The 22,792-nt window shown below is 52.9% G+C and carries 24 protein-coding genes; 17 read left to right on the forward strand and 7 right to left on the reverse strand.

The genetic code is table 11. The features are described from left to right. Position 1 precedes the first annotated feature (1 nt). The 3 genes from fliS to amyA all read left to right on the forward strand — a co-directional run bounded on the left by fliS (position 2) and on the right by amyA (position 2,351). On the forward strand, positions 2 to 406 hold the full coding sequence (gene fliS / locus C7M51_RS08725) for a flagellar export chaperone FliS (RefSeq protein ID WP_160621437.1): 405 nt from the start codon (positions 2 to 4) through the stop codon (positions 404 to 406). Beyond that, positions 406 to 765, forward strand: a complete 360-nt coding sequence (gene fliT / locus C7M51_RS08730) for a flagella biosynthesis regulatory protein FliT (RefSeq protein WP_160621438.1) — start codon at positions 406 to 408, stop codon at positions 763 to 765. Before fliS ends, fliT begins: the two co-directional genes overlap by 1 nt. A 101-nt stretch (positions 766 to 866) precedes the next feature. Further along, positions 867 to 2,351, forward strand: coding sequence for an alpha-amylase (gene amyA, locus C7M51_RS08735; protein ID WP_160621439.1), 1,485 nt, complete (start codon positions 867 to 869; stop codon positions 2,349 to 2,351). Positions 2,352 to 2,408: 57 nt separating this feature from the next. Here the strand turns inward: amyA and yedD are convergent, their stop codons facing one another. Then, positions 2,409 to 2,930 carry a lipoprotein YedD gene (yedD, locus tag C7M51_RS08740; protein WP_160621440.1) on the reverse strand — a complete coding sequence of 174 codons (522 nt, stop codon included), beginning with the start codon at positions 2,928 to 2,930 and terminating at the stop codon, positions 2,409 to 2,411. A gap of 208 nt (positions 2,931 to 3,138) precedes the next feature. Here yedD and C7M51_RS08745 point away from each other — a divergent pair, with 208 nt between their 5' ends. Together C7M51_RS08745 and C7M51_RS08750 are read left to right on the forward strand one after the other, a co-directional pair. Continuing rightward, complete coding sequence (locus C7M51_RS08745; RefSeq protein ID WP_160621441.1) at positions 3,139 to 3,462, forward strand: DUF6388 family protein; 324 nt, start codon at positions 3,139 to 3,141, stop codon at positions 3,460 to 3,462. Positions 3,463 to 3,605: 143 nt separating this feature from the next. Next, complete coding sequence (locus C7M51_RS08750; RefSeq protein ID WP_141177922.1) at positions 3,606 to 3,845, forward strand: DinI-like family protein; 240 nt, start codon at positions 3,606 to 3,608, stop codon at positions 3,843 to 3,845. A 43-nt stretch (positions 3,846 to 3,888) separates the two neighbouring features. Here the strand turns inward: C7M51_RS08750 and C7M51_RS08755 are convergent, their stop codons facing one another. The 4 genes from C7M51_RS08755 to C7M51_RS22605 all read right to left on the reverse strand — a co-directional run bounded on the left by C7M51_RS08755 (position 3,889) and on the right by C7M51_RS22605 (position 5,805). Further along, a complete protein-coding gene (locus C7M51_RS08755; protein ID WP_160621442.1) occupies positions 3,889 to 4,116 on the reverse strand; it encodes a hypothetical protein in 228 nt (75 codons plus the stop codon). A gap of 268 nt (positions 4,117 to 4,384) precedes the next feature. Further along, positions 4,385 to 4,597 carry a transcription antiterminator/RNA stability regulator CspE gene (cspE, locus tag C7M51_RS08760; RefSeq protein ID WP_141177924.1) on the reverse strand — a complete coding sequence of 71 codons (213 nt, stop codon included), beginning with the start codon at positions 4,595 to 4,597 and terminating at the stop codon, positions 4,385 to 4,387. A 515-nt stretch (positions 4,598 to 5,112) separates the two neighbouring features. Beyond that, the gene (locus tag C7M51_RS08765; RefSeq protein WP_160621443.1) at positions 5,113 to 5,454 is read right to left on the reverse strand and encodes an MliC family protein; all 342 of its coding nucleotides are present in this window, start codon (positions 5,452 to 5,454) and stop codon (positions 5,113 to 5,115) included. Between the two features lie 216 nt (positions 5,455 to 5,670). Next, a complete protein-coding gene (locus C7M51_RS22605; RefSeq protein WP_280116113.1) occupies positions 5,671 to 5,805 on the reverse strand; it encodes a hypothetical protein in 135 nt (44 codons plus the stop codon). A gap of 699 nt (positions 5,806 to 6,504) precedes the next feature. Here C7M51_RS22605 and gcvT point away from each other — a divergent pair. The 6 genes from gcvT (at position 6,505) to folD (ending at position 15,256) form a co-directional block, all read left to right on the forward strand. Further along, positions 6,505 to 7,614 (forward strand): glycine cleavage system aminomethyltransferase GcvT, encoded by a 1,110-nt coding sequence (gene gcvT, locus C7M51_RS08770; RefSeq protein ID WP_160621444.1) that lies wholly within the window; start codon positions 6,505 to 6,507, stop codon positions 7,612 to 7,614. Positions 7,615 to 7,703: 89 nt separating this feature from the next. Next, complete coding sequence (gene gcvH / locus C7M51_RS08775; protein ID WP_425280996.1) at positions 7,704 to 8,087, forward strand: glycine cleavage system protein GcvH; 384 nt, start codon at positions 7,704 to 7,706, stop codon at positions 8,085 to 8,087. 64 nt (positions 8,088 to 8,151) lie between these two features. After that, complete coding sequence (gcvP, locus tag C7M51_RS08780) at positions 8,152 to 11,028, forward strand: aminomethyl-transferring glycine dehydrogenase (protein WP_160621445.1); 2,877 nt, start codon at positions 8,152 to 8,154, stop codon at positions 11,026 to 11,028. 174 nt (positions 11,029 to 11,202) lie between these two features. After that, on the forward strand, positions 11,203 to 12,615 hold the full coding sequence (locus C7M51_RS08785) for an alanine/glycine:cation symporter family protein (protein WP_160621446.1): 1,413 nt from the start codon (positions 11,203 to 11,205) through the stop codon (positions 12,613 to 12,615). Between the two features lie 109 nt (positions 12,616 to 12,724). Further along, positions 12,725 to 14,395 carry a formate--tetrahydrofolate ligase gene (locus C7M51_RS08790; RefSeq protein ID WP_160621447.1) on the forward strand — a complete coding sequence of 557 codons (1,671 nt, stop codon included), beginning with the start codon at positions 12,725 to 12,727 and terminating at the stop codon, positions 14,393 to 14,395. 12 nt (positions 14,396 to 14,407) lie between these two features. Beyond that, positions 14,408 to 15,256 carry a bifunctional methylenetetrahydrofolate dehydrogenase/methenyltetrahydrofolate cyclohydrolase FolD gene (gene folD / locus C7M51_RS08795; protein ID WP_160621448.1) on the forward strand — a complete coding sequence of 283 codons (849 nt, stop codon included), beginning with the start codon at positions 14,408 to 14,410 and terminating at the stop codon, positions 15,254 to 15,256. Positions 15,257 to 15,394: 138 nt separating this feature from the next. Here the strand turns inward: folD and C7M51_RS08800 are convergent, their stop codons facing one another. Beyond that, positions 15,395 to 15,862: a YrhA family protein gene (locus C7M51_RS08800; RefSeq protein ID WP_167522365.1), complete on the reverse strand. Its 468-nt coding sequence runs from the start codon at positions 15,860 to 15,862 to the stop codon at positions 15,395 to 15,397. 493 nt (positions 15,863 to 16,355) lie between these two features. On the opposite strand from C7M51_RS08800, the gene C7M51_RS08805 reads away from it, so the two are divergent. Then, a complete protein-coding gene (locus C7M51_RS08805) occupies positions 16,356 to 16,871 on the forward strand; it encodes a type VI secretion system amidase effector protein Tae4 (RefSeq protein WP_160621449.1) in 516 nt (171 codons plus the stop codon). Beyond that, a complete protein-coding gene (locus C7M51_RS08810; RefSeq protein ID WP_160621450.1) occupies positions 16,856 to 17,086 on the forward strand; it encodes a hypothetical protein in 231 nt (76 codons plus the stop codon). Before C7M51_RS08805 ends, C7M51_RS08810 begins: the two co-directional genes overlap by 16 nt. Before the next feature lie 411 nt (positions 17,087 to 17,497). Here C7M51_RS08810 and fliE read toward each other — a convergent pair whose 3' ends face one another. Next, positions 17,498 to 17,809, reverse strand: a complete 312-nt coding sequence (fliE, locus tag C7M51_RS08815; RefSeq protein WP_160621451.1) for a flagellar hook-basal body complex protein FliE — start codon at positions 17,807 to 17,809, stop codon at positions 17,498 to 17,500. 232 nt (positions 17,810 to 18,041) lie between these two features. Here fliE and fliF point away from each other — a divergent pair, with 232 nt between their 5' ends. The 4 genes from fliF to fliI are packed head-to-tail and all read left to right on the forward strand — an operon-like array spanning position 18,042 to position 22,792. Then, entirely contained in the window at positions 18,042 to 19,748 is a 1,707-nt protein-coding gene (gene fliF / locus C7M51_RS08820; RefSeq protein WP_425280997.1) for a flagellar basal-body MS-ring/collar protein FliF, read from the forward strand. Next, on the forward strand, positions 19,745 to 20,737 hold the full coding sequence (fliG, locus tag C7M51_RS08825) for a flagellar motor switch protein FliG (protein ID WP_160621453.1): 993 nt from the start codon (positions 19,745 to 19,747) through the stop codon (positions 20,735 to 20,737). Before fliF ends, fliG begins: the two co-directional genes overlap by 4 nt. Continuing rightward, the gene (fliH, locus tag C7M51_RS08830; RefSeq protein WP_160621454.1) at positions 20,730 to 21,437 is read left to right on the forward strand and encodes a flagellar assembly protein FliH; all 708 of its coding nucleotides are present in this window, start codon (positions 20,730 to 20,732) and stop codon (positions 21,435 to 21,437) included. The genes fliG and fliH overlap by 8 nt, the downstream gene beginning before the upstream one ends. Further along, a complete protein-coding gene (gene fliI, locus C7M51_RS08835) occupies positions 21,437 to 22,792 on the forward strand; it encodes a flagellar protein export ATPase FliI (protein WP_160621455.1) in 1,356 nt (451 codons plus the stop codon). Before fliH ends, fliI begins: the two co-directional genes overlap by 1 nt.

Genomic DNA, 22,792 nt, shown 5'->3' on the forward strand with positions numbered 1-22,792 from the left:
TATGTACGCAAAATCGGGAATTCAGGCCTACGCACAGGTCAGTGTTGAAAGTGCCGTGATGAGTGCCAGCCCGCATCAGCTGGTGGTACTGCTGTTTGATGGCGCATTAAGCGCGATGAAAAAAGCGACCATTTTGATGGCACAGGGTGATATTCCCGGCAAAGGCCAGGCGCTGTCGAAGGCGATTAATATTATCACCAACGGCCTGCGCGCCGGGCTGAACCACGAGGCGGGCGGCGATATTGCCGCCAACCTTGACGATCTGTATGAGTATATGACGCGGCGTCTGCTGCATGCCAATCTGCATAATGACGCCGCCGCAATTGAAGAAGTAGAGAGACTGCTGAGCAATATCGCCGACGCCTGGAAAGAGATCGGCCCGCACGCCGCTCAGGATGTGCGCTAATGACTGCCCATCTTGATCTGTTACGCGGCTATCAGCAGCTACTGATGCTCAGTAATACCCTGCTCTCGCTGGCGCAACAGGGCCAGTGGGATGCCCTGATAGGCCAGGAAGTCAGCTATTTGCAGGCGGTGGAGAGCGTAACCCAGGCGGTGGATGGCGCAACGCTGCCCGCAGCGGTACAGGCACAGATCCGTCCGCTGCTGCGCCAGCTGCTGGATAACGAAACCCAGGTGAAAACCCTGCTCGCCAACCGTATGGATGAGCTACGCGCGCTGGTCAGCCAGGGCAACCAGCAAAAAAATATCACCTCTGCCTACGGGCGTCTTTCCGGCACTCTCCTTTCCCCTGGCGATCTCTGACTAACGTAACCTGAGCGGAGAAGCGGAAAATTTCCGTTTCTCCGTCCGCTCCGCTAACGCTCGACCATACTTGATGGCAAACGCGAATATGGAGCAAGGATATGCGCAACCCTACGCTGTTACAGTTTTTCCACTGGTATTATCCCGATGGCGGTCGCCTGTGGCCGGAAGTTGCGGAGCGCGCCGCCTGGCTGGCGGGAATCGGCATTACCTCCGTCTGGCTACCGCCCTGCTATAAAGGGGAGTCCGGCGGCTACTCCGTTGGCTATGATCCCTACGATCTGTTCGATCTGGGCGAATTTGTGCAAAAAGGCACGTGCGCTACCAAATATGGCGATAAGGCTCAGCTACTGCGGGCGGTAGAGACGCTGCGCCAACACCGGATCGATGTCCTGATAGATGTGGTGCTGAATCATAAAATGGGTGCCGATGAGAAAGAGCGCATCAGCGTCAGGCGGGTTAATCCCGATAATCGCGACGAAATTGATGAAGAAATTATCTCAGCGGAGGCCTGGACACGCTTTACCTTTCCGGCAAGAGAAGGCAAGTATTCGCGCTTTATCTGGGACTATCATTGCTTCAGCGGCATCGACCATATCGAAAACCCTGATGAAAGCGGCATCTTTAAAATCGAAAATGATTACGGCGGCGATGGCTGGAACGACCAGGTTGACGACGAACGGGGCAACTTCGATTATCTGATGGGGGCGAATATCGATTTCCGTAACCGTGCGGTGAGTGAGGAACTTAAGTACTGGGCGCGCTGGCTGATGGAAACGCTGCCCTGCACCGGTTTTCGCCTTGACGCGGTGAAGCATATTCCGGCGTGGTTCTGCAAGCAGTGGATCGAGCATGTACAGGCCACGGCATCACAGCCGATGTTTATCGTGGCGGAATACTGGTCACATGATGTAGAGACGCTGCTGCGTTACCTCGATCGGCTGGCAGGCAAGGCGCTGCTGTTTGACGCACCGCTACAGATGAAATTTCATCAGGCCTCGCAGCTGGGCGCGGATTTTGATTTACGCACGCTGTTCAGCGACACGCTAACGGCGCGGGCACCCGCTCATGCGGCCACGCTGGTAGCCAATCATGATACACAGCCGTTGCAGTCGCTGGAGGCACCGGTTGATTCGTGGTTTAAGCCGCTGGCCTACGCGCTGATCCTGCTGCGTGAACAGGGCGTGCCGACAATTTTCTATCCCGATCTGTTTGGTGCCAGCTATCAGGATGAAGGCGCAGACGGCGAGTATTGCACTATCGAGATGCCCGTTGTTGATGAGCTGGAGGCGTTGATCCGCGCGCGACAGCGCTATGCGCACGGCATTCAGACCGACTATTTCGATAGCGCGAACTGCATTGCCTTCAGCCGCCGTGGCACCGCGGACCATCCGGGCTGCGTGGTGGTTCTGTCAAACGGCAGCGATGGCGAAAAGCGCATCACCCTGGGGGAAGCGTTTGCCGGAACGGTCTGGCGCGACGATCTGGGCCACCGTCAGGAAAGCATCACCATGGATGCCCTGGGCAGCGCTCAGTTCCGCTGTAACGCTGGCAGCGTCAGCGTTTGGGTGATCGACACGCAATAAGAACCAGTTTGACCGGCAGGCAGTCATGACGCGCCGAATGACGCGTCATAAAGTGCATCAGGGTTGCGAGGCAGGCTGCTGCGCCGTTGGCTCCGGCTGTTGCACCGGTTGCGGCGCAGACGGATCGGCAAAAACGGCACGCATCAGCTGCGGCTGGATATTCTGGATGACCACCGCATCCGGCTGAGCGCTAACCGCTTCCAGCGCCTGCTGACATTCCAGCGTTGGCCGCGCCACTTTTTTCAGCTTCAGCTTGTCGTAATGCAGCACGTCGCCTTCCAGCTCCAGCGGCATCACACGCAGCTGTTTATTGACGTTGACATACTGCCCGCTCAGCAGCGTCAGTTTGCCAGGTTTAGCGATCACCCGCTGCCACTGGCGACAGTCCAGCGTATCGCCTTCCGCAGAGATAATCAGGCTGCCAATCGCCTGGTCACTGACCAGCCCGCTTTGCGGCCCGCTGGTTTGCCAGTAACCCTGCAGGTTGGCTGGCGCCGGGGTTTTTACCGCCTGCTGGTATTGAGTAATCTGCGCACAACCCGTCAGCGCCAGCGCGCCCAACAGCATCCACTTTTTCATCCTGGCTCCCTAACCTTCTTTCGATGGCGGCTACGTTATAATTTTCCCCAGGCACACGCAAGAGACTTACGCCACCGATAGTATGTTGCAGAGCTTTTCGCGGCAAGGCACGCAAAATGGATAACATTCCCGCGATTGCACGCCCCTTTCCTGACAGCGGGTCTGGCTCAGGTTACACTTAGCGCATCTCTATCGACAGGTTACCTTCATGAAAACGCCTCAGGAATATTACGCCATTGCCCGTTCCATGTTTCTTTCCGCCCATCCCGATTTTCAGGCGGCGCTTGACGAGCTGAAACAGGAGGAAGCGGACAGCTTTAATATGACGCTGGCGCAGTATCGCGATATGCAGGCCGATCGCCTCTACGCCGCGTTCCTGCGCGCTAAAAATCAGGATGCGATTTTGTTCTCTATTCAGCTGGCTGAGCCTGATAAAGAAGTGGCGATGCAGGCGATTGAAGCCTATCTCAAGGAGCATGCCGCCGCGCTCGGCATGACGTGGGAAGCGTTCTGTCAGAAAAACCAGCTGTAGGCGAAGCGTTTACCGGGGCCTTTTGCACCATCTCCGTGCGAAGAAATTTCCCGCTGGCGGTTAAAATTGCGCTTGATACTGTTTACCTATCCAGTATGATGAGTGGCGCTTCAAGCGGTGCGGAATCAAGAGGATTGCTACCTATGTTTGTTGAACTGATTTATGACAAGCGCAATGTTGCCGGTCTGCCTGGCGCGCATGAAATGATCCTGGAGGAGTTGCAAAAACGTATTCACCGCACCTTCCCGGACGCCGAGGTTAAGGCTAAAGCGATGCAGCGCAACGCGATTGAAAGCGATGCCAGCAAAAGCGACAAATCAATTATTATCCGCATCGTTGAGGAGATGTTTGACGAAGCGGATATGTGGCTGGTAGCGGAATAAGCACTCGCCACAAAAAAACCGCCCTTCGGGGCGGTTTTTTAGTTTAAATGACCGTGCCGGCGTCTTCGTCGTCCTCATCCAGATCGACACCATCCTCATCGGCGATATCTTCATCGTCCGCGATATCATCGTCATCTACGACATCTTCATCGTCGTCATATGCCATATCATCATCGTCGGCAATATCATCATCATCGATGCTGTCATCAGGCGTTTGCGGTACAGACTCATCATCTTCCAGCGGATCGATTGCATCAGGGCGCTCTGACATATTTACCTCCACTAACCCGACAAGGGTTTAAACAGTATAGGCAGCGGCCAGCGCCTCCCCTGAAGTAAAGCTAACACTTGCCGTTATCGTCACAGTTAATCTTTCCGGCTTTCCTCCAGACGCAAAAAAGCCCACCGAAGTGGGCTTTTTATGCGGGAAGCTACTTTAGCCGCCCGCTGCATTACGCAGTCATCACATTCTGTCTCGCCTTCACCGCTCAGGTTACTACCGTCATCGCTGTTGGAAAGCCGAACAGAATCAGTGAAACTTACAGCGCAACAACGTTAGTTGCTGAAGGGCCTTTCGCGCCGTTTTCAACGGAGAAAGAAACTTTCTGGCCTTCATCAAGGGTTTTGAAATCGTTGCTCTGGATAGCGGAGAAGTGTACGAATACATCTTTGCTGCCGTCTTCCGGAGAGATAAAGCCAAAGCCTTTTTCAGCGTTGAACCATTTTACTAAACCAGTCATTTTATTAGACATTGATACTTCCTTCTTAATGGATGAGCCAGCTATTGTGGCGTACAGGTCTGTATTGCAGAGAATACTTATTGGGCACTTAGAAGAGGCTCACGAAGAAGGGGTATCTGAGATAACGCTTTAAATGAGGACTGCTTTACTAAAACTGCTTTCATAAGGTCTGTCTACCAAACCGATGCGCTATTTACTCATGTAACCCGGCCCGGCGCAAGCTTTATTTTTAAATCTTTTACTATGCTAACCAGGCAAAATAAAAAGGATTTTTTCAGGCGCTACGCAACGAAATGTAAAGAAACGTCTAACTGCCTGGCTAAACCTGCCCCGGAAAAACAGTAAAGCCACGATTATCAATACGCCACGAGTAAAGAACCGTCAGTAAGGAAAAAGACAAAAGAATAAAGGCGCATACTGATACGGCAAAAAGGGCCACAGACGGGTGTTTGCCCAAAAAAAGCTAATCAGGCAGATGGTGCCGAAAACAGCCGCATCCGCCTGAAAAACCCGATAACGCTCAGCCGTTAACCGTGCGAACGGCACTCGGTAATGGTGTTATCCATCAGCTGAGTAAAGTTACCGCTGTCGCCTTTTGTCCACCACTCATAAATATTGCCAACATATTTTGCACCGCTGCCAGCCACCACGTTGACCATCACCAGCGCGGGCTGATTGCCCTTTTTCACTATCGCCAGCCGGTTAGGCTCGCCATTGTAGTAAGTTGCCGCCAGCTGTTCTCCATCGCTGCACTGATAGGTAACCTGGGTTTTTTGCGCTTTTTCATTTCCCGGTAGCGGCCCGGTGGTGTTACAGCCAGCCAGCATAAATGCCGCCGCCATTGCCGTGGCCAGATAACCTTTGTTCATCGCTGCTCCTTAAATCAGAATGGATACCGGCAGAGAAGTATACCAAAAAGCATTAACGCTTTTTCTGATGAACTTACTGCTTTGATCATCATTAACACGCTAACTATTGGATTTTTCTGACAGACAAACCTGTGTTCTGCATCAGTATGATAAACACCATCAGCAGCTAAAACCGCCAGATCTAAGCTATCCGGCTTCTGTTTAAGGGGGATAATACTAACGCCTCGTTTTTATTTTTTGCATCGCATCCCTGATTTTTTTGAGCGCATCAAATGATGGATCGCGCCAGATTCTGCCACCAGCAATACGTTTCAGCTCTTCAGCATTCAGCGGTCTGATTTTTCCGTTCATCACATTTCCTTTGATAAAAAGTATCAGAAATAGTTAAGCACCCTTGTTGGTACGGGCCTCGCCGACAGAGAATAATTTCCTTCTGCCACCATAAAAAATCAAGATTATTTTATGGAAATAAATTTATGCGTGAAAATAACGATCGCCTTCCAGCGAAATGCAGCCTGACAACGTGCGCGGCAGTAAAAGTGAGGCTTCCTGTGCCAGTTAAATATCGACTTTCTGCTGCCCGACGCTCTAATCAATATTAACTGAACGGATTCATGCAGTTCCGATAAAATAAATCACTGCCGGTCAGCAAATTAATACCTTTTTGTTCCCTTATCGGGTTAACGCGGCGTCAAATAAATGAAACGAATCAGCCAGCAGAAATTAAGCCTCAGAGAATATCGCGTTTTAAAATAAAGCCCATCGTTTTTTAACAACGCGTCCGACTTATACAAAATAATTATCTGTTCGCTACGAAAAATGAAAGCATTCACTTTAAAAAACAGCAGGATAGATTAATTAAACCAGATAAAAACCCACCCTGTCACAAGGAGTTATTACTGCGGTCCAACCAGAAATAGATATTATTGTGATCGCTTGCACATATTTATTATTAGTCCGTCAACATAATCATCGGCACTCATTTCTGTTAAATGACGGATGCTTTTGTTTTCACTTAAGGCGCACGGCGCTAATGGGAAGATTAAAGAAATGAATAATCAAAACTTAAAAACGACGGCGCTGTGTGCCCTGCATGAAAAATGTCATGCCCACATGGTGGATTTTCACGGTTGGCTGATGCCGCTGCATTACGGCTCGCAAATTCACGAACATCATGCCGTTCGTAACGATGCGGGAATGTTTGATGTTTCGCATATGACCGTAATAGATATTCATGGTGCTAAATCGTATCAATTATTGCGTTACCTGCTGGCTAATAATATCGATAAATTAACTTCGCCAGGTAAAGCTTTATATAGCGCCATGCTTAACCACGAGGGCGGCGTAATAGACGATTTGATCGTCTATTTTTTCAGCCAGCAACACTATCGCATGGTGGTCAATTCGGCTACGCGCGAGAAAGATCTCGCCTGGATTAAGCAACACGCTTCCCGGTATCAGGTTGACATTCAACCACGCGATGACCTGTCGCTGATTGCCGTTCAGGGGCCTCAGGCGCAGCAGAAAGTCTCCCGGCTGCTGACCTCTGCCCAACAGAACGATATTGCCGGAATGAAACCCTTTTTTGGTAAACAGACCGGGCAGCTGTTTATCGCCACAACGGGTTATACCGGCGAGCAAGGTTATGAGATCGCGCTGCCCTCAACGTTGGCGGCAACCTTCTGGCAGGCACTGCTGGATGCGGGCGTCACGCCCTGCGGTCTCGGCGCTCGCGATACGCTGCGCCTGGAAGCTGGCATGAATCTCTACGGGCAGGAGATGGATGAGCAGACCTCGCCGCTGGTGGCGAATATGGGCTGGACCATCGGCTGGGAGCCACCGCAGCGTGATTTTATCGGCAGGCAGGCGTTAGAAAAACAGCGCCATGCCATTCAGGAGCAGCTGGTCGGCCTGGTTATGCAGGATAAAGGCATATTACGCAACCAGCTTTCCGTAACGTGCCGCAGCCTTGAGGGAGAAACCTGCTACGGCACCATTACCAGCGGTTCGTTCTCGCCCACGCTGAATTGCAGTATCGCCCTTGCCCGGCTGCCGGTAAATATTAGCGATGAGGCAAGCGTAACGCTGCGCGGAAAACCTCATGCCGTTCGCATTGTAAAACCGCTGTTTGTACGTAATGGGAAAAGCGTCATTGATTAATGCTCAACAAATATAGCTCTGCCCAGTCTGAAAAAAGGAAGAGACAACGGAAAGTTGTTCCCTGAAATAACAACAGGAGAGAAGAAATAATGAATATACCCGCCGATCTGAAATATACCGATTCCCATGAATGGGTAAAGGACGAAGGTGATGGCCTGTTCCGTGTAGGCATTACAGAACATGCGCAATCGCTATTGGGCGATGTGGTTTTTATCGATTTACCGCCGGAAGAGAAATGCTATCAGACCGGTGAAGAGTGCGCGACGGTAGAATCCGTTAAGGCCGTTTCTGATATTTATAGTCCGATCGACGGTGAAATCGTCGAGGTAAATAGTCTGCTTGATGACACGCCCGAATTAGTGAATAGCTCACCCTATGAAGAGGGCTGGATTTTTTTAATAAAAAGCGACCAGCCGGACCCGACCGCCGGGCTGTTGTGCGCAGAAGATTATCACTCTCTGATTGCCGACTAATCTCGCCACACGGAGTCTCGTGATATATCGCAATAGGGTTGGCATCAATAAGGAGCTATTCACAATGACAGAAACATTAAAACAACTTGAATATCGTCATGCGTTTGTCCGTCGCCATATTGGTCCTTCTGACGCACAAATATCAGCCATGTTGAACACTCTGGGCGTCACGACGCTGGATGAGCTGACCCGGAACATTGTGCCTGCGGATATAGCGTTACGCTCTGCTCCTCATGTTGGCGAAGGTTTGCAGGAGCATGAAGCCTTAAACGAGCTGAAAGCTATCGCCAGCCGGAATCAACGCTACAAATCCTTTATCGGCATGGGCTATTACGGCACGCTGATGCCGGAGGTTATCCGGCGTAACCTGCTGGAAAATCCCGGCTGGTATACCGCCTATACGCCCTATCAGCCGGAGGTATCACAGGGACGCCTGGAAGCATTATTAAACTTTCAGCAGCTGATTATCGATCTAACCGGATTGCCGCTGGCCTCCGCTTCGCTGCTGGATGAAGCCACTGCCGCCGCCGAAGCGATGGCGATGGCGTACCGGGTCTGCAACGATAAAACCGCTCACCGTTTTTTTGTCTGCCGCGATGTACATCCGCAAATTGTGGACGTGGTGAAAACGCGCGCGGAAACGCTGGGATTTGAAATTGTTGTCGATGAGCTTTCTCACGCCGTCGATCACGACGCGCTGTTCGGTGCCCTGCTTCCTTTGATCGGCAGTGAAGGCAACGTTTATCGGCTCGACGCGGCGATCGCCACTCTGAAACAGCGGCAGATTATTACCTGCGTCTGCGCCGATCCGCTGGCGCTGGTGCTACTGAAGTCGCCAGGCGAGCTGGGCGCAGATATCGTGCTGGGATCTGCTCAGCGTCTCGGCGTTCCCATGGGCTACGGTGGCCCGCACGCCGCGTTTTTTGCCTGTCGTGATGAGTATAAGCGCGCCATGCCGGGACGCATTATTGGCGTCTCCAGAGATGCTGCCGGTCACCCGGCCCTGCGCATGGCGATGCAAACGCGTGAGCAGCATATTCGCCGGGAGAAAGCAAACTCCAATATCTGTACTTCGCAGGTGCTGCTGGCCGTTATTGCAGGCATGTATGCCGTTTATCATGGCCCACAGGGGCTTTCGCGTATCGCCCGGCGTATCCATCGGCTTACCACGCTGCTGGCAATCGGGCTGCGACAGGCAGGCATCTCCCTGCGCCATCAGTGCTGGTTTGATACCTTAACCCTTCAGGTACAAGATAAAACGGCGATCCTGAAACGCGCTCAGAGGCAGCAGATTAACCTGCGTAGCGACCTGCCAGACGCCATCGGTATTTCGCTGGATGAAACGACCACCAGGGAAGATATTCTTACCCTGATCGCCGTAGTGACCGGTCAGGCTCCCGTACTGGATATCGAAGCACTCGATGCCGAGCTGGTACGCAACAGCGAACCGCCCTTCCCACCGGCGTTGCTACGCAACACGCCCATCCTCACCCATCCCGTTTTTCAGCGCTATCACAGCGAAACGGAAATGATGCGTTATCTGCATAAGCTGGAGCAAAAGGATCTGGCGCTCAATCAGGCGATGATCCCGCTGGGCTCCTGTACCATGAAGCTCAACGCGGCGGCAGAAATGGTGCCGATAACCTGGCCTGAGTTTAGCGAGCTGCATCCATTCTGCCCGCCGGAACAGGCTCAGGGATATCAGATATTGATCGATCAACTCTCGCAGTGGCTGATTGCCCTCAGCGGCTATGATGCCATTTGTATGCAGCCCAACTCCGGCGCACAGGGAGAATATGCCGGTCTGCTGACCATCAGACGTTATCAGCACAGCTGCCAGCAGCCACAGCGCCATATCTGTCTGATCCCGGCCTCCGCGCACGGCACCAACCCGGCTTCCGCTCATATGGCGGGCATGACCGTTGTAGTGGTTAGCTGCGATCGCCACGGCAATATTGATCTCGCCGATTTGGAGAAAAAAGCGGCACAGGCGGGAGATACGCTCTCCTGCGTGATGGTCACCTATCCATCAACGCATGGCGTTTATGAAGAAAATATTCGCCGCGTATGCCAGATCGTCCATCAGTATGGCGGCCAGGTCTATTTAGACGGTGCCAATATGAATGCGCAGGTCGGCCTCACCTCGCCGGGCACTATCGGCGCTGACGTTTCCCACTTTAATCTGCATAAAACCTTCAGCATTCCGCACGGCGGCGGCGGTCCGGGCGTGGGGCCGATCGGCGTTAAGGCACATCTGGCGGATTTTGTTCCTGGGCATTGCGTAGTCAGTGATGCGAAACGGCTGACGCGGCTGGGGGCGGTCAGCGCTGCGCCGTTCGGCAGCGCCTCAATCCTGCCGATAAGCTGGATGTATATTCGTATGATGGGATCGCAGGGGCTGAAGCGGGCCTCGCAGGTGGCGATTCTCAACGCCAATTACATCGCCAGATGCCTTAATGACCTGTTCCCGGTGCTTTATTATGGGCGGGACGGCTATGTTGCCCACGAATGTATTCTGGATATTCGTCCCTTAAAAGAGCGTTACGGCATCAGCGAAATGGATGTGGCAAAACGGCTGATCGATTATGGCTTTCACGCGCCCACCATGTCATTTCCGGTAGCGGGCACGTTGATGGTTGAACCGACAGAATCGGAGAGCCTGGAGGAGCTGGATCGCTTTATTGCCGCCATGCGCAGTATCTATGATGAAGCCAAAAGCGTAGCTAACGGCGAATGGACGCTGCTCGACAATCCTCTGGTTAATGCGCCTCATACGCAGCAGGAGCTGACGGAAGAGTGGACGCATCCCTATAGCCGGAAGCTGGCAGTTTTTCCTGCGCCTCATCAGGCGACCAGTAAATACTGGCCGACGGTGAAACGGCTCGATGATGTCTATGGCGATCGCCATCTCTGCTGCGGCTGTCTGCCGCCAGACGATTAACGGTAGCTTTTCGGGGGTGTCCACCCCCGGCTTTTGCCAAATAAACCTGCGCAATCGATATCGTTTCGATGTAACGCGATGATATAGATCCAAACCTTCTTATTCGGCGGCGATTAAAATGCCCCGGCAAGACAGGTAGCGTATAGCTAATAAATAAACAGGAAAATCGGCAAGATGGATATCTTGAGTCACTTTGTTAATCAGGTAAATGATCTGCTATGGAACCAACTACTAATCTATTTGCTCTGCGGTGTGGGTATTTATTACACCATTGCCCTGGGATTTGTACAGGTTCGTTACTTTAAAGCGAGCATTACATCGCTATTTGGCAACATCTCTCTGTTTGGTAAACGAGCAGATAAACGGGGAATGAGTTCATTCCAGGCCGTTACTACCGCTATCGCTGGTCAGGTGGGAACCGGTAATTTAGCCGGCCCGTCGACGGCAATTCTGGCTGGTGGCCCTGGTGCTATTTTCTGGATGTGGGTCTCTTCTTTTCTGGGCATGGCAACCATTTATGCCGAAGCGATTCTGGCACAGAAATACCGTACTCAGGATAAAGAAGGTCAGGTCGTTGGCGGCCCGGCGTATTACATTGAACAGGGATTGCACTGTAAATGGCTGGCGGTACTTTTTGCGCTATTGATTATTTTAGCGCTCGGCTTTATTGGCAATATGGTGCAGTCTAACTCTATCGCCTCAGCTTTTTATGGCTCATTAAGTATTCCGCTCTGGGTCAGCGGTTTGATCGTCGCCGCGCTGACCGCCTTTGTAATTATTGGTGGCATTGGCAGCATCGCCTCGTTTACCGAAAAAATTGTGCCGATAAAAGCGGTGCTTTATTTTGCCGGTACCTTTGTCATTCTGGTTTATAACTATGAATGGATTATTCCGGCATTTAAAATCATCTTTGTTGCTGCCTTTAATCCCCAGGCGGTGCTCGGCGGCGGTATCGGTATCGCGATTCAGGAAGCGATGCGTTTCGGTATCGCTCGCGGCCTCTTCTCTAATGAGGCTGGCATGGGCTCCACGCCCCACGCGCACGCGCTGGCAAAGGTAGAAAATGAAGAGCAGCAAGGCCTTATCGCTATGATGGGGGTCTTCGTCGTTGCAGTTATCGTCACGATCACCGCGCTGGCGATTATTACTTCTGGCCTGAGCATGTGGGATGCTGGCGGGCAACAAGCCGCCTCCTTTATGTCCGTTTATCAGGGGTTACAGGGCATTGAGCTGACGCAAATGGCCTACTCCTGGGTCTTCGGGCGGTTCGGCAGCATCTTTATTTCCTTCGCGCTGTTGTGTTTCGCGTTTACCACTATTATCGGCTGGTATTACTACGGCGAAATGAATATTCGCTACCTGTTTAATAATAAAAAGGCCGTGCGTATTTATCAGTGCATTGTCGTCATATTTATATTTTGCGCCTCACTCATCAAGGTGGATGTAGTATGGAATATGGCGGATATGTTTAATGGACTGATGGTACTGCCTAATCTGACCGCCCTCATATTATTATCACCGGTAGTTATTCGCCTAACCCGCGCCATAAAAAAACGCTCCCCTGTGGATAAGGAGGCAAAGCGATGAGCACAATAACAGAATCGGTAAAAGGCGTTCGCCACCGCGCGATGCACGCCTATAGCGTAAATAAAACACGATCCACCTTGCGATAAGCATCAAAAGTGAGAACTAAAAAATGAAATCGGATATTCAAATTGCCCATGAAGCGCATCTGTTACCCGTTCAGGCTATCGCTGAGAAGCTGGGTATCGATCCGGACGATCTGGAGCTGTACGGCAAATACAAAGCAAAATTCAGCAACGGCCTGTGGTCAAAAATCAGCAATCGGAAAAATGGCAAGCTGGTGCTGGTGACCGCCATTAATCCTACTCCCGCAGGCGAAGGCAAAACCACGGTAACAGTTGGCCTCGGACAGGCCTTAAATCATATCGGCAAAAACGCCGTTATCGCCCTGCGTGAGCCTTCCCTCGGCCCCTGCTTCGGGATGAAAGGCGGTGCAGCAGGCGGCGGCTATGCCCAGGTGGTGCCGATGGAAGACCTTAATCTGCACTTTACCGGTGATTTTCATGCCATCACCTCCGCCAATAATCTGCTGGCGGCGATGCTCGATAATCATATTTTCCAGGGCAATGCGTTAGATATCGATCCTAAAAAAATCGTCTTTAAGCGCTGCATGGATATGAACGACCGTACCCTACGCCATATGGTGGTGGGGCTGGGCGGCCCGAAAGATGGCGTGGTACGTGAAGACGGATTCGTGATTACCGTCGCCTCTGAAATTATGGCGATCCTCTGCCTTGCTAAAGATATCAGCGATTTAAAACAGCGGCTGGCACGGATTATCGTTGCATACTCACGCAGCGGCGATCCTGTTACCGCTGCCGATCTTCAGGCGGTGGGCGCGATGTCCAGCCTGCTTAAAGATGCGATTAATCCAAACCTTATCCAGACGCTGGAAAATACCCCCGCGATTATTCACGGCGGCCCTTTTGCCAATATTGCGCACGGCTGCAATAGCGTAAGAGCCACTACGCTGGGGCTGAAACTGGCTGATATTGTAGTCACCGAAGCGGGTTTTGGCGCTGATTTAGGCGCGGAAAAATTCTTCGATATTAAATGCCGCATGAGCGGCTTACGGCCCAGCTGCGTCGTGCTGGTAGCTACCACCAAGGCGCTGAAATATAACGGCGGTGCCGGAAAAAATGAGTGGCAGCACGAAAATATGGAGGCGCTGGCAAAAGGCATCGTTAACCTCGGCAAACATATTGAGAACCTGAAAAAATATGGCGTTCCTGTAGTGGTAACGCTCAACGCCTGGGTCAGCGACACCGCCAAAGAACATGCTTTTATCCGCCAGTACTGTCAGGATCGGGGATGCCGCTTTGCGCTGGCGGAGGTCTGGGAAAAAGGCGGCGCGGGCGGCGTTGAGCTGGCCAGAGAGGTTATCAATACCCTGGAGAATGAAACTGCGCATTTTCAGCCGCTCTATCCGGATACGCTGCCATTAAGCGACAAGATAGAAACTATTGCGAAAGAAATTTACGGTGCCGATGGCGTGACCTGGAGCGCCGCAGCCCGCACCATGCTAACGAAAATAGAGAGCATGGGCTTCGGCCACTTCCCGGTTTGTATGGCAAAAACGCAATACTCCCTGTCAGACGATCCCACGCTGCTGGGCCATCCAACCGGTTTCAGCATCAATATCCGTGAAGTGTATGTCTCTGCCGGTGCCGGGTTTGTTGTGGCGTTAACCGGATCAATCATGACCATGCCCGGCCTGCCTAAAACACCCGCGGCCAATATTATCGACCTCAACGAGGATGGCCTGATCAGCGGGCTGTTTTAAGCGGAGAGCAAAATGACGGTTTTACTTAATGGCAAAGAGATTGCCGCAACGATAAAAGAAGAGTTAAAGGCGCAGCTGAACGCTCAACAGCGTGACGCTACCCTTGCGGTTATCCTGGTGGGTAACGATCCTGCCTCTTCGATTTACGTTAATAATAAGCATCGCGCCTGCGAATACGTTGGCATCCGTTCTCTGGTGATCACCCTGCCCGATTCGATTAGCCAGGCCGGGTTGCTGGAGCATATTGAAACCCTGAACCGGCGCGATGATGTTGATGGCATACTGGTGCAGCTGCCGCTTCCCCCATCTATCGATACCCAGGCGGTGATCCAGGCTATCAGCCCCGCCAAGGATGTCGACGGTTTTCATCCGCAGAACGTCGGCGCGCTTTCGATGAATCATGCAGGGCTGTTGCCCTGCACGCCCGCAGGCATTATCGAGCTGCTAAAACGCAGCCATATTGAGATAGCGGGCAAGGAGTGCGTGGTGCTGGGACGCAGCAATATCGTGGGGAAACCGGTGGCTCAGCTTTTGCTGCATGAAAATGCGACGGTTACGATCTGCCATTCGCAGACCAAAAATCTGCCGCAAATTTGCCAGCGCGCCGATATTCTTATCGTTGCTATCGGCAAACCGCGCGCTATAGACAGCCGTTATGTTAAGCCCGGCGCGGTGGTGGTAGATGTCGGTATTCACCGCGACAGCAACGGACATATCTGCGGCGACGTCGATTTTAACGCGGTGCAGGCGATCGCCGGAGCGATAACGCCGGTTCCCGGCGGCGTCGGTCCTATGACGATTGCCATGCTGATGCAAAACTGCCTGATAGCGGCAGAGCGGCACGCTTCACTGGCATCATAATGACGCCTGCCATCTCGTTCGCTATTTTTTACAGCGCAGTAAACCGTAACGAGATGGCAAGGTTCTCTAATTCATTTTTCGTAGTATTGATCCAGGCGTTTTAAAAAGTTTTTACGTATTAAAGCGGTTAAGCCCTTTTCAGGCTATATCCGGATGGCTTTCTTTCAACATAGTTATTTGAGTTTCTAACAGCTCAGCCAGAGTATTGCATGATTCCCATACATTCTCAGTGCCAATACGATCGCAGGATTCCCATTTTCCTGTCAGCGTATCGTAATAGAGTGTATCCGTATTATTCTCACCAATAACAATACGTCCTTTCATACTTTCAAATTCAAAACCCTGTGTGTTTAACACTGTATTAAATTCAATCAGTCCGGGTTCATTATTGTCTGTCGTCAAACCATAAAATGTATGTCCATCAGCAAACAGACCGTTACTGATACGCAACAATTTTTCATATTGTTGCCAAAATGCTGTCTTCTGTACAATGCCGCGCCCAAAATCACAGGAAGGGATCGACCCTGTATAAGGTGGGTTGATCTCATACCCCATCTTTTCACCCAGCCGATTAAATTCATTTACAGCGGACGCTAAACTACTCATCTTTTTCCTCATGGGTAAATTACTCCTCTGGGAACAGGCCATAAAACCGTTTTATGCTCTCCTGATACCATGCCACGGCTAATAGCATTTTGCGTGGTTGTTAAAACAGAATGTGCGGTTGTATTCTTGATCAACACCAGATTAGAGAAATCGTTTGTTCCTGTGTCGTCCAATGGTAACTTGTGATGGACACTGTATCCCTTTGGAATCAGCCCGGACAGCAAGAAGTCTCGTTGAGAAGGCGGGGTTAAAACTTCGCTTGTTTCCTGATGCTTTTTACTGTGCCTATTATAACAATCCCAGTAACGCTAAACTGCAAGCCTTTTAGGGTTACCAGGGTTAACTATCAGCGTTTTCCACTTAGAGTCCTTACTGTAAAGATAGACTTCATTTTAAATACATTACTCTGCACTATTTTTGTTTATATATTAGCCTGTTAGATAGGCTTCTATCTCACTGTATTTTTAACAGTAAGAATGCTAAGGATAATTCAATGGGCATCACTTTTAACGCGCTCTGGAATGCACACCCGGAGATAAAGGGCGATGAATATCCGTGTCGTGATCGTCAAGGGCATAAAGCGTTTAGCGATCAGTGCGCTATCAGAGTTGGCGTTGCTCTGGCACGCTGTGGATATGATGTAACCAAATTGCATGCAAAATTCTGCTGGCATCATCCTAAAAGCGCCGGGCATATTTTACGAGCTGAAGAACTGGCGAAAGCCCTGGAACGAACAACTATACCAGGCGTGTTTCCTGTAGTAAAAGTTAATGTAGACAACTTCGAAAAAACGTTGAAAAATCAAACAGGAATAATTTTTTTCAAAGACTATTGGCGGCATAATAATGAAACTTTCCTGAATCGCAGCGGCGACCACATTGATTTATGGAACGGATCCCGGCTGACAACTCGTCTCAGCTATTTACGCATCCAGTGGGGATTGAGTATTGAGAACGTCTGGAGTAGTTTCTCAAATGCAAAGGAGATCCGGTTTTGGCGAATTTTATAAAATTATTGCTCTTTATACTTGCTGGGGCGGCGGCTGGAGCTGGCCTGATGATCCTCATGCTCCCAACAATTTGTGGCTATCTTGTCGGCCCCATTTACGGTGAGGATCAGATGTCACAAAATTTTGCCATTTTTTTGATTGGCACTCCGTTATTATCCGTAGCCGGTGCATTAACAGGCTGGTATACAGGTAAGAGAATAATCAACCGACATTAAGTTGCCGGTTCAGGCAGGGTTAACCTGTTTCCGGTAATATTAGAAGTTAACATGGTCTGAATGTTCCCCCTTCCATAATGCATGAGATAAATGCGGTTATGGTTTATCCAGTCGATTCTTGGGCAGTCATTGAAATCTGCGCTTCAGCGCGCCGGAATTCGTTATCGCTGAGCCTATTAGTCCTGGCACATGTATGCCTGCTGGTCACTGGCAGCCGAAGCAAATCCCAACTATGTTGCCGCACAGATAGGACACGCAAATTTCCAGATGGCCTATCAGGTTTACGGCGCGTCGATGTCAGATAACAGTAAGGATCAGGTTGAACCCAAAATGAACTGACTTTGTCCCATCCGTGCCCCACGCTATGGGATCGGCTGATTATTAATTATTAATATCAGCGACTTATATAACCTACACCTGCATATTCATCACTTCCTGATAAGCGGAAACCAGCTTATTACGCACCTGCACGCCCATCTGCATGGAAATAGATGATTTTTGCAGATCGACCATCACATCGTTCAGCGCCACGCCGGGCTTACCTAACTCAAAATTCTGCGCCTGCGTGCGGGCGCTGTTTTGCGTTTCGCTGATCTTATCCAGCGCTGCGCGCATCTGCGTGGCGAAATCTGCCTGCGTAGTAGTTTCAGTCGTTCTGTTACTGGCCTGCAGCGCACCAAGCTGCAGCTGTTGAACCACGCTTTCTATCCCCTGGATTGCCATGTTAACCCTCATTATTGGCGGTCTGTCCGATTTTCGGAACAAAACTTAACACAAAGTCAATAAGACAAAGGGTACAAATGACAGCAAAAAACATGGCTTTTTGACCCATCGAAATTCATGGCGCGGAAAATAATGGCGTCCATTGAGGTGGAACTTTTCTAAGCCGCATCAGGGAGTCAGTTTTGTCACCACTTAACACAGAGTCCGGACAACAGTCAGGCAGGAAATGGTCATGAATGCTACCGCAACCCAGGATACAGCAGATAAGAAAGGCTTTAATGACCTTCTTGCTCGCCTGCGCGCGAATCCGCGAATCCCGCTGATTATTGCGGCGGCCGCCGCTGCCGCTATCGTTGTCGCACTGGTACTGTGGGCGAAAGCGCCCGATTACCGCGTCCTTTATAACAACCTCTCTGATGAGGATGGCGGCGCGATCGTCACGCAGCTGACTCAGATGAATATCCCCTATCGCTTTGAAGAGAACGGCGGCGCGCTGACGGTGCCGGCGGAAAAAGTGCACGAGCCACGTCTGCGTCTGGCGCAGCAGGGGCTGCCGAAAGGCGGTGCCGTTGGCTTTGAACTGCTGGATAAAGAAAAATTCGGTATCAGCCAGTTCAGCGAGCAGGTGAACTACCAGCGCGCACTGGAAGGCGAGCTGGCGCGCACCATGGAAACTCTCGGCCCGGTAAAAAGTGCTCGTGTCCATCTGGCGATGCCCAAACCGACGCTATTCGTACGCGAGCAGAAATCCCCTTCCGCCTCGGTCACGCTGAATCTGCAACCGGGGCGCGCGCTCGATGAAGGCCAGATCAGCGCCATCGTCCATATGGTTTCCAGCAGCGTTGCCGGTTTACCACCGGGTAACGTGACGGTAGTCGATCAGAGCGGTCGCCTGCTGACCCATTCCGATGCCGCCGGACGCGATCTGAATGATGCCCAGCTGAAATACACCACCGAAGTGGAAAGCCGCTATCAGCAGCGTATTGAAGCGATCCTGGCACCGCTTGTCGGCAGCGGCAACGTGCATGCGCAGGTGACTGCCCAGCTCGATTTTGATGCGCGTGAGCAGACTGAAGAACAGTACAAGCCGAACAGCGATCCGGCTAACGCCGCGATTCGTTCGCGTCAGAGCAGCAGCAGCGAACAGCTTGGCGGCCAGTATCCCGGTGGCGTACCGGGCGCGCTCTCGAACCAGCCCGCACCAGCCAATAGCGCGCCAATTGAGACGCCGAAAACCAATACCAGCGGCACCAATAATAATGCCGCCGCCAACAGCGGCACTGCGACCAGCACCAGTACTGCCCGTGCGATGCCGTCAAATACGCATCATGACGACACCACCAACTACGAGCTGGATCGCACTATTCGTCATACCAAACTGAACGTGGGCAGCGTGAAACGCCTGTCGGTTGCCGTGGTAGTCAACTATCGCGCCGATGATAAGGGCAAGGCGGTCGCACTGAACGAGAAGCAGCTGAAACAGATCGAAGATTTGACGCGTGAGGCGATGGGCTACTCCGTCGATCGCGGCGACAGCATCAACGTAGTGAACTCGCCGTTTACCCAGAGCGATGTCACCGGCGGCGATCTGCCGTTCTGGCAACAGCAGTCGTTCTTTGAGCAGCTGATGAACGCCGGACGCTGGTTGCTGGTAGCGCTGGTTGCCTTTGTACTCTACCGCAAAATGGTACGCCCGCAGCTTCAGCGCAGGCAGGAGATGATCAAGCAGGCAGCAGAGCAGGCCGCGGCCCAGACACAGCAGCGCCAGCAGGAAGAAGCCTACTCCGTCTCGCTCAGCAAAGATGAGCAGGAGCAGGAGCGTAAATCGAAACATCGCATGAGCGCCGAAGTCATGAGCCAGCGCATCCGCGATATGTCTGAAAACGATCCGCGCGTTGTGGCGCTGGTTATCCGCCAATGGATGAGTAACGAACTATGAGTCTGACCGGTACTGAAAAAAGCGCCGTCCTGCTGATGACAATTGGCGAAGATCGCGCAGCTGAGGTGTTCAAACATCTCAGCACCCGCGAAGTGCAACACCTTAGCGCGGCGATGGCCAATATGCGCCAGGTCTCGCATCAGCAGCTGGCGGAAGTGCTGCGCGAGTTTGAGGCGGATGCCGAGCAGTTTGCCGCACTGAGCCTTAACTCCAACGACTACCTGCGTTCGGTGCTGGTCAAGGCACTGGGCGAAGAGCGCGCCGCCACGCTGTTGGAAGATATTCTGGAAACGCGCGAAACCACCAGCGGCATGGAAACGCTCAACTTTATGGAACCACCGGCGGCGGCCGATCTGATCCGCGACGAACATCCGCAGATTATCGCCACCATCCTGGTGCATCTGAAACGTTCGCAGGCGGCGGATATCCTCGCCCTGTTCGACGATCGTCTGCGTCACGATGTGATGCTGCGTATCGCTACCTTCGGCGGCGTACAGCCTGCGGCGCTGGCGGAGCTGACCGAAGTGCTCAACTCGCTGCTTGATGGTCAGAACCTCAAACGCGCCAAGATGGGTGGCGTGAGAACCGCAGCGGAAATTATCAACCTGATGAAAACGCATCAGGAAGAGGCGGTAATGGAGGCGGTACGCGAGTTCGACGGCGAGCTGGCGCAGAAAATTATCGACGAGATGTTCCTGTTCGAAAACCTGGTGGACGTGGACGATCGCAGCATCCAGCGCCTGTTGCAGGAGGTGGAATCGGAGTCGCTGCTGGTGGCGCTGAAGGGTGCCGAACAGCCGCTGCGCGAGAAGTTCCTCAAAAACATGTCGCAGCGCGCCGCCGATATTCTGCGCGACGATCTGGCCAACCGCGGCCCGGTACGCATGTCGATGGTAGAGAACGAACAGAAAGCGATCCTGCTGATTGTCCGTCGTCTGGCGGAAAGCGGCGAAATGGTGATTGGCGGTGCCGAGGAAACCTATGTCTGATGCGTTCTCTTCCCGTCCGTGGCAGCGCTGGCAGCCTGACGATCTGATGCGTTTCGAACAGTCGGTCAGCGAACCGCTGCCGGAGCTGGATATTGCCGACAGCGGCGACGAAGAAACAGAGCTGCCCTCCCCGGCCTCGCAGCTGGAGCAGATCCAGCTACAGGCGCGGCTGGATGCGCACGCCCAGGGCTACGCCGAAGGGCAGCATAAGGGCTTTCAGGACGGCAAGCAGTCGGGTTACGACGCTGGTTTCCAGCAGGGGCTTGCGGAGGCGCAGCAGCAGCAGGCACCGATCCAGGCGCGTATGCAGCAGCTGGTCACCGAGTTTCAGCACACGCTGGAAGCGCTCGACAGTGTCATCGCTTCGCGCCTGTTGCAGCTGGCGCTGGAGGCGGCGCGTCAGGTGATTGGCCAGGCCACTGCGGTTGATGGCTCTGCTCTGCTGCGCCAGATCCAGCAGATGATTCAGCAGGAACCGATGTTTAACGGCAAACCACAGCTGCGGGTGCATCCTGATGATTTACAACGCATTGAGCAGACGCTCGGCCCGACGCTCGATCTGCACGGCTGGCGTCTGCTGGCAGATAATTCCCTGCATCCCGGCGGCTGCAAACTGAGTGCGGAAGATGGCGATCTCGATGCCAGCGTGGCGACACGCTGGCATGAGCTGTGCCGCCTGGCGGCACCGGGAGAACTCTGATGACAACCCGTCTTTCCCGCTGGCTCGGTTCGCTGGACGCCTTTGAGCAGCGTATCGCGGAGGTGCCCAACGTGCGCCGCTACGGACGCCTGACGCGTGCCACTGGCCTGGTGCTGGAGGCGACCGGCTTGCAGCTACCGCTCGGCGCTACCTGCGTCATTGAACGTCACGACGGCAAGCAGATTACCGAAGTGGAAAGCGAAGTGGTTGGCTTTAACGGTCAGAAGCTGTTCTTAATGCCGCTGGAAGAAGTCGAAGGCATTTTGCCCGGCGCACGCGTTTTTGCACGCGGCGACGGTGCCCAGATCGGCAAACAACTGATGCTAGGGCCGCAGCTGCTGGGCCGCGTGCTGGACGGCAGCGGACGTCCGCTTGATGGCCTGCCCGCGCCGGAAACCGGCTACCGTGCACCGTTGATTACGCCACCGTTTAACCCGCTACAACGCACGCCGATTACCGACGTGCTGGATACCGGCGTGCGGGCGATTAATGCGCTGTTAACCGTAGGACGCGGGCAGCGCATGGGGTTGTTCGCCGGTTCTGGCGTAGGTAAATCGGTGCTGCTCGGCATGATGGCACGTTACACCAAAGCGGACGTGATCGTGGTAGGGCTGATCGGCGAGCGCGGACGCGAAGTAAAGGATTTTATTGAGAATATCCTCGGCAGCGAAGGCCGGGCGCGTTCGGTGGTGATTGCCGCCCCGGCGGACGTGTCGCCGCTGCTGCGTATGCAGGGTGCCGCTTACGCCACGCGCATCGCCGAAGATTTCCGCGATCGCGGTCAGCATGTATTGCTGATTATGGATTCCCTGACCCGCTACGCCATGGCGCAGCGCGAGATTGCGCTGGCGATAGGCGAACCACCGGCGACCAAAGGCTATCCCCCTTCGGTCTTCGCCAAACTGCCCGCGCTGGTCGAGCGCGCCGGTAACGGCATCGACGGCGGCGGTTCAATCACCGCTTTTTATACCGTTCTGACCGAAGGCGACGATCAGCAGGATCCAATTGCCGACTCGGCGCGCGCCATTCTCGACGGCCACGTCGTGCTGTCACGTCGTCTGGCAGAAGCGGGACATTATCCGGCCATCGATATAGAAGCCTCAATCAGCCGGGCAATGACCGCGCTGATCGATGAGGCGCACTACGCCCGCGTACGCCAGTTTAAGCAGCTGCTCTCCAGCTATCAGCGCAACCGCGATCTGATCAGCGTCGGTGCTTACGCCGCCGGTAGCGATCCGCAGCTGGATAAAGCCATCAAGCTTTGGCCGATGCTGGAATCTTTTCTGCAACAGGGCATCTTCGAGCAGAGCCGCTATGACGACGCCTGCCTGCATTTGCAGGCGATTTTTGGTTGA

Source organism: Mixta intestinalis (assembly GCF_009914055.1).
GTDB classification, from domain to species: Bacteria; Pseudomonadota; Gammaproteobacteria; order Enterobacterales; family Enterobacteriaceae; genus Mixta; species Mixta intestinalis.